5 protein-coding genes are annotated in these 6,407 nt (G+C 43.7%); 2 read left to right on the top strand and 3 right to left on the bottom strand.

Translation table 11 applies throughout. From position 1 onward, the window contains the following. Positions 1-285: 285 nt before the first annotated feature. The 3 genes from V7D75_RS07830 to lon all read right to left on the bottom strand — a co-directional run bounded on the left by V7D75_RS07830 (position 286) and on the right by lon (position 5,255). The gene (locus V7D75_RS07830; RefSeq protein ID WP_333614117.1) at positions 286-1,410 is read right to left on the bottom strand and encodes an META domain-containing protein; all 1,125 of its coding nucleotides are present in this window, start codon (positions 1,408-1,410) and stop codon (positions 286-288) included. 39 nt (positions 1,411-1,449) lie between these two features. Beyond that, positions 1,450-2,403: an META domain-containing protein gene (locus V7D75_RS07835; protein ID WP_333614118.1), complete on the bottom strand. Its 954-nt coding sequence runs from the start codon at positions 2,401-2,403 to the stop codon at positions 1,450-1,452. A gap of 266 nt (positions 2,404-2,669) precedes the next feature. Continuing rightward, positions 2,670-5,255: an endopeptidase La gene (lon, locus tag V7D75_RS07840; protein WP_442968939.1), complete on the bottom strand. Its 2,586-nt coding sequence runs from the start codon at positions 5,253-5,255 to the stop codon at positions 2,670-2,672. Between the two features lie 71 nt (positions 5,256-5,326). On the opposite strand from lon, the gene V7D75_RS07845 reads away from it, so the two are divergent. Both V7D75_RS07845 and V7D75_RS07850 read left to right on the top strand, forming a co-directional pair. Continuing rightward, positions 5,327-5,473 carry a hypothetical protein gene (locus V7D75_RS07845; protein WP_333614119.1) on the top strand — a complete coding sequence of 49 codons (147 nt, stop codon included), beginning with the start codon at positions 5,327-5,329 and terminating at the stop codon, positions 5,471-5,473. 120 nt (positions 5,474-5,593) lie between these two features. Next, a partial coding sequence (locus tag V7D75_RS07850; RefSeq protein WP_333614120.1) for a Na+/H+ antiporter NhaC family protein occupies positions 5,594-6,407 on the top strand: 814 nt, incomplete at its 3' end.

Raw genomic sequence — 6,407 nt, forward strand, 5'->3', positions numbered from 1 at the left:
AGCGCAGGTTGGCTCAGTGGATTGCCAGTTTGCATTTGACCTTCGACGGTTTGGCAACCAGTCATCGCTAACGCTGAACCACATAACAGGGCACTTGCAAGCATCGTCTTATTCATTATTATCTCCATTTATATTTATTTGTTGTGATGAATTTCTGTCATTTATTAAAATAGTCAAACATTGCTTAATGTCGCAATCAGTATAGCCAAGGTTTAAATATAACTATTCATCAAATGCGCAACAATCGGTTAATAAATGTAAGTATCGTATGGATTTGAAAAGGGTTTATGGTGTTTTCTTTACTTCGTTTTGCCATACTAAGGTTTCGCCTGTTGCCATCGTTTGCAATAAATTATAACGAGGCATATCGCTCTGATTGTCTGCTGTTGGCCATATTGGCTGTGAGGGTTGTAAGCTTAATGTTAGCTGACTGCTGCTATCACGCATCAAATCAAACAAAGCGGACTCGATTCTATTGCCTGTCTCACCGCAGCCCATTACAGTGCTAATAATAGTGCCGACTTTGAAAGTATTATGATTGAGTAAAAAATAAGGCGCGCGCGAGCCGTTACAGCCTGAGCTAAAGGATGCGTACTGATTGTTAGGCCAACTTTCAAAGCTCGCTGAAATAGGATGATCTGGGTGATAAAAATTGCCCAAAGGTTTTCTAGTTAATTCCTCTTTTGCATCATAAGTATTACTGACGGCACTCACCAGCGTCCAATGATACTGCTCTAATAACTCGTTAGTAATGGGCAATCCAGCGGGAGTTGCTAATGCTTTAGGTGAACCTATAAAAATTAAGCGATTACCGTTTTCGATATTAAGTGCCAAACGTTTAGGGGCAGCTTGTATGGCGACTGGCGATAATTCTGGTGTTAAATGCGAAGTTGGCAATAACTCAAAATTAAGCCTAACAGGTGCGTACTTAACAAATAACGATTGAATACTATTATCCTCTGTAATCACAGTGTCAGTATAAGTACCAGCATCAGAGTCATTGTCATCGTTACAAGTCGCTGGAACTTTAGCAAGATGAGAATAATAGGGATAAGGCGGCGCGGACAGCGCATGAAAATCCATTCTATATTGCTCACAGCCTTGATACAGACTGATTGAACTGGGTTCTACTTGTAAGATAATCGGTGCAAAATTATTTATATCGACAGTTTTACCGTTTTGATTAATCACTTGCGCCAACTGCCAATCATAATGAGCTACCCATTGCATTACTTGTGATTCTTTAATTACTATCTCGTCAGTAAAGTTAGATTTATCTTTAGTAATAGGTGTGTTGACGATAGTGGTCTGCTGGATACTATTCAATGGCGCAGACTGGCAACCCATTAATCCCACTGCTACAGACAAGCTGATAATAGTTAATGAGCGCTTTATAGTTGGCAGCAGCATTGTAAAATCCTTTTTAAAAAATATGAAAATGAATAGAGGCTAAGGTGTTTTCTTTACTTCGTTTTTCCACATGAGTGTTTCGCCCGTATCGAGTTTTTGCGTCAGTAGATAATAGGGTAAGCTTGAGGGATTGGTATTTGGTAATCTTTGTAAGGTTAATTGGCTTTTGCTTAACTGTTCAAGCTCACGAATTTTATCTTCAGCAGCTTCACGTTTAGGACTACATCCCATCATAGTTTGCGGGCTTGAACCGATTAACAATTTATTATCAGGCGTTAAAATGTAAGAACCACCAACACCATTACAATCAGAGCTAAAGCCAACGTGATGCTCATCGTTATATAGTGGGTAAGCAAAGTAGGCAGTCACTGGAAAATCTGGACGACTAAGCTCAATGATGGTGTTTTTATTGCTATTGACCGCGCTTACTAGTCGCCATTGATATTCTTTTAGAAAATCATAAGTAATGGGTGGTCCTGTTACTGGTTGTAGGCTCTTAAGTGTACCTTCGAATATAAGCTGCTTGTCCTGTACATTTAATGCTAATTCATAAGGTTTAGTCTTTGTTGAAATGAGTTTATTCAAAAAGGAGAATGATTTTGATGGTGTTTGTGGAGATGGTGAAATGATTCTAAGGTTAAAACGTCCTCTGCCGTATTCAGGAAATAATCGTTCTAAATATTGAAAGATATTGCTAGCTGCTTGTTTATCATTTATTAAGCAAGAAGGCTGCGTAATGGTAGTTACGCCGTATGAGCTGTAAGTGTAATCTTGATAACCATCATGGTTTAAGCGATAGCGCTGGCAGTCATATTTAAACACTAAATTGCTCGGACGTACATCAAGCATTAACGGCGGCACGGTATCGACATCGTTAACAATACCTTGATTGTCTATCCGGCGCACCAGCTTCCAATCAAAGCGATTGACACTTTCAACATTTATCACTTGCTCAGATAGTATGGGAGCAGAAGTGCTAGAACCAGTCACCATTGAGTTAGCAGAGGTAGAGTTATCTTTTGCAATATTAGACTGACAACCTATTAGCGCTACCGGAAGCGAAACAACGAGCAATAAGGATAGAGTTACGCGCTTTAAAATCAGGTGGTTTAACATTATGGCTATTACCAAATAAACATTTGTCTAAAATATAGCACAGGGTTTTAGAGAGATTGTTGTTTATTATTGCCAAAAAAAGCTGCCCATCATAACGATGAGCGGCTCTTTAATTTGTAAGACTGGATTAGTAACTAATCAGATTAGTTATGCAGCGCTTTACTTGAGGTTTTATCAACTGTCACTTTGGCAGGTTTCAGCGGCACTGGCATACTGACCAATGCTACTTTTAATATCTCATCAATTGTCGCTACTGGCTGGATGGTCAAGCCTTCTTTGACATTATCAGGGATATCGGCCAAGTCGCGCTCGTTGGTTGCTGGAATCAAAACATGCTTGATACCACCGCGATGCGCAGCTAGTAGCTTCTCTTTGAGACCACCGATACGTAGGATTTTACCGCGTAAGGTAATCTCGCCTGTCATCGCAATATCTGGACGAATGGCAATGCCCGTCAAGGCAGAGACCAGCGCTGTGGTGAGCGCACCACCAGCCGATGGACCGTCTTTCGGGGTCGCGCCTTCTGGCATATGCACGTGGACGTCAGTGGTTTTAAAGGTCTCGTAATCAATCCCTAAGCTATCACCGCGGGCACGAACCACGCTCATGGCAGCGCGAATCGACTCTTTCATCACATCGCCAAGTGAACCGGTAAAGCTAAGCTCGCCTTTACCTTTCATCGCCACCGCTTCGATGGTTAATAGCTCGCCACCGACTTGTGTCCAAGCAAGGCCAGTCACACGACCAATCTCAGGCTCTTCTTCTGCTAGACCATAATCGTACTGATGCACACCTAAATAGTCATCGATGTTTTTGTCATCAACTACTACTAGCTCACGTTCGGCTTTCTTCGGAGCGCGTGCACCATGGGTTTCAACCGAACCGCGAACCACTTTGCGGCAGATTTTATTGACTTCACGCTCAAGGTTACGCACACCTGCTTCACGCGTATAGCTGCGAACGATGCTGTGCAATGCCGCTTCAACAATTTCAATCTCACCTTCTTTAAGGCCATTATTTTTAATCGCTTTTGGCACAAGGTATTTCTGCGCAATATTGACCTTTTCTTCTTCGGTATAACCCGGTAGACGAATGACTTCCATACGGTCAAGCAGGGCAGGCGGAATATCCATGCTGTTAGCGGTACAGATAAACATCACTTGTGATAAATCTAAGTCCATATCGAGATAATGGTCGTTAAAGGTATCGTTCTGTGAGGGGTCTAACACTTCAAGCAAGGCTGACGCTGGATCACCGCGGAAGTCTTGCGCCATCTTGTCGATTTCATCCAACAAGAATAGCGGGTTTTTGACTTCGACTTTCGCTAATGACTGGACGATTTTACCTGGCATTGCACCGATATAGGTACGGCGATGACCACGAATTTCCGCTTCATCGCGGACGCCGCCAAGCGCCATACGCACGAACTTACGACCCGTTGCGCGCGCAATCGACTCACCCAATGACGTTTTACCGACACCTGGAGGACCGACTAAACAAAGAATTGGACCGCGCAGTTTTTTCACCCGCGATTGTACGGCGAGGTATTCTAGGATGCGGTCTTTCACATCTTGCAAGCCATAATGGTCTTCGTCTAAGACGGTTTTCGCTTTGTCTAAATTGATCGATACTTTGGTCGTCGCATTCCACGGCGTATCCAAAATCCATTCAATATAGTTGCGCACCACTGATGATTCACTCGATGCAGGCGGCATCATTTTAAGTTTTTTCAGCTCTTGCTCGGCTTTTTTGCGCACATCTTCTGGCAAGTCAGCATCTTCTAGGCGTTGTTCAAGCTCAGCCACATCATCTTCATCGAAGGCGCCGTCATTCATATCTGACAGCTCGTTTTTGATGGCTTTCATCTTCTCGTTTAAGAAGTACTCGCGCTGATTGTCTTCCATTTGCTGACGCACGGCATCTTGGATATTTTGCTCAGCGCTTTGTTTAACGAGATATTCGGTCAAGGTATTGATGTGGGTTTTGATATCGTCTTCTTCTAAGAACGATTGCTTAATATCCAAATCCATCGACACACGGGTTGAGATAAAATACACCAACTCAAGCAAATCATCGATGCGTTTTGCCACGCGAGTTAGCTCACGAGCATTACGCAGACGAGCATCGGCATAGCCTTCAAATAACGTCGTTAAGGCCTGAATGGTGTTTTTTTGTTGGCTCTCACTCATGCTGATATCGAGATCAGCACGCGTAAAGCTTGCCATCAATAGCTCGTCGTGATTTTCAATATTATCAACGCGCGCACGGTATTGACCTTCGATCAATACTTTGATGCAATTCTCATCGCTATCATGCGGCATGGTGCTGACGATGCGGCACACCGTTCCGTACTGATACAAGTTATCTTGATCAATATCTTCGGTTAGCGAGTCTTTTTGCGCCACGACCAAGACTTTATTGCCGTATTCAGCCTGTGCCAATTCCACGGCTTTTACCGACGGCGCACGGCCGACAAATAAGGCAATTTGCATATGCGGATAAACAACCACATCACGCAATGCTAAAAGTGGTAGATAACTCTCTTCACCGTCTTTTGCCTTAACGTTTTCAGCTTCGATGTCTTCAGCGCTGTCCTGAATAGTTTCAGACGCCGAGACGTTTTCTAACATATCGTCAGATGAAGTGTTTAGCGCATTATCATCAGCAACGTTAGATGAAACGTCGACATCGATGTCGATATTGTCTTGGGCAATTTTATGTTCACTCATATATTCTTCCTCGTTCACCAGACTTGTAAAGTCAAGTTAGTGGTTCATGTTTAGATAAATGGTGCTGCTAAATGAAATTGCAAGGCTATATGACGAGCCGTCATGACAATATTGCGTCTTTATTTGCAGGGTCGCTCCTGTCTGCTAAGTTTTGCGCGTGGGATTTATGGCTAAAATCAGGTAAAATGACGCGCGTCTTAAACGCTCCGTTCAAATAGTAATGGTATAAATTGAAGTGTGGGTTAAAACGCTAGGGCGAAATAAATAGGTCGGCAATGTGATAATAGCGTGCCAATAGTCAATAGCGGACCAAAAAACATAGGGTAAGGGGCGAGAATATGACCATCAATGCGGTGCTACTAGCGGTAGTCATCATGCTAGGCCTGTCTTTGGCGCGGGTACACGTGGTACTCAGTTTATTAATCGGCGCGCTGGCAGGTGGACTGATTGCGGGTCTTGGTATGACCGATACTTTAAATGCCTTTCAAGAAGGTATCCGTAATGGCGCGCAAATCGCCTTATCTTATGCGCTACTTGGAGCGTTTGCGGTCGCGATTGCGCATTCGGGCTTGCCGCAGTCTTTGGCAGGGGCGGTGATTAAACGCATTGATGCTGGTGGGGCAGGTATAGGTACAGGTGGCATGATTAAATACATGCTGTTTGCAGGGCTCGTCACCATGAGCTGCTTTAGCCAAAACTTAATTCCCATTCATATCGCCTTTATTCCGCTGCTTGTACCGCCTTTATTGCTCGCTTTTAACCGCATGCACATTGACAGACGGCTGATTGCTTGTCTGTTGACCTTTGGTCTCGTGACCACTTATATGTTTATCCCGTATGGCTTCGGCGATATTTATCTCAATCAAATCATGCTAAAAAACGTCGGTGAAGCCGGTATTGATGTATCGAATATTTCGGTCACCAAAGCCATGGCGATTCCAGCGCTGGGTATGCTCGTTGGTTTGCTAGTGGCAGTATTTATCAGCTATCGTAAGCCGCGTCAGTATGCCCAATTAGCCATTGATAAAGAGGCTCGCGATGCGGTAGTAGAAAAAGATACGTTAAGCAAAACAGCTGCCGATGCCCAAACGCAAAGCAAGATGAAAACCATCGTCGCGCTTATTGCTATTGTGACTGCCTTTGTCGTACAGC

Origin of the sequence: Psychrobacter sp. (assembly GCF_036731945.1) — a bacterium.
Lineage (GTDB): Bacteria > Pseudomonadota > Gammaproteobacteria > Pseudomonadales > Moraxellaceae > Psychrobacter.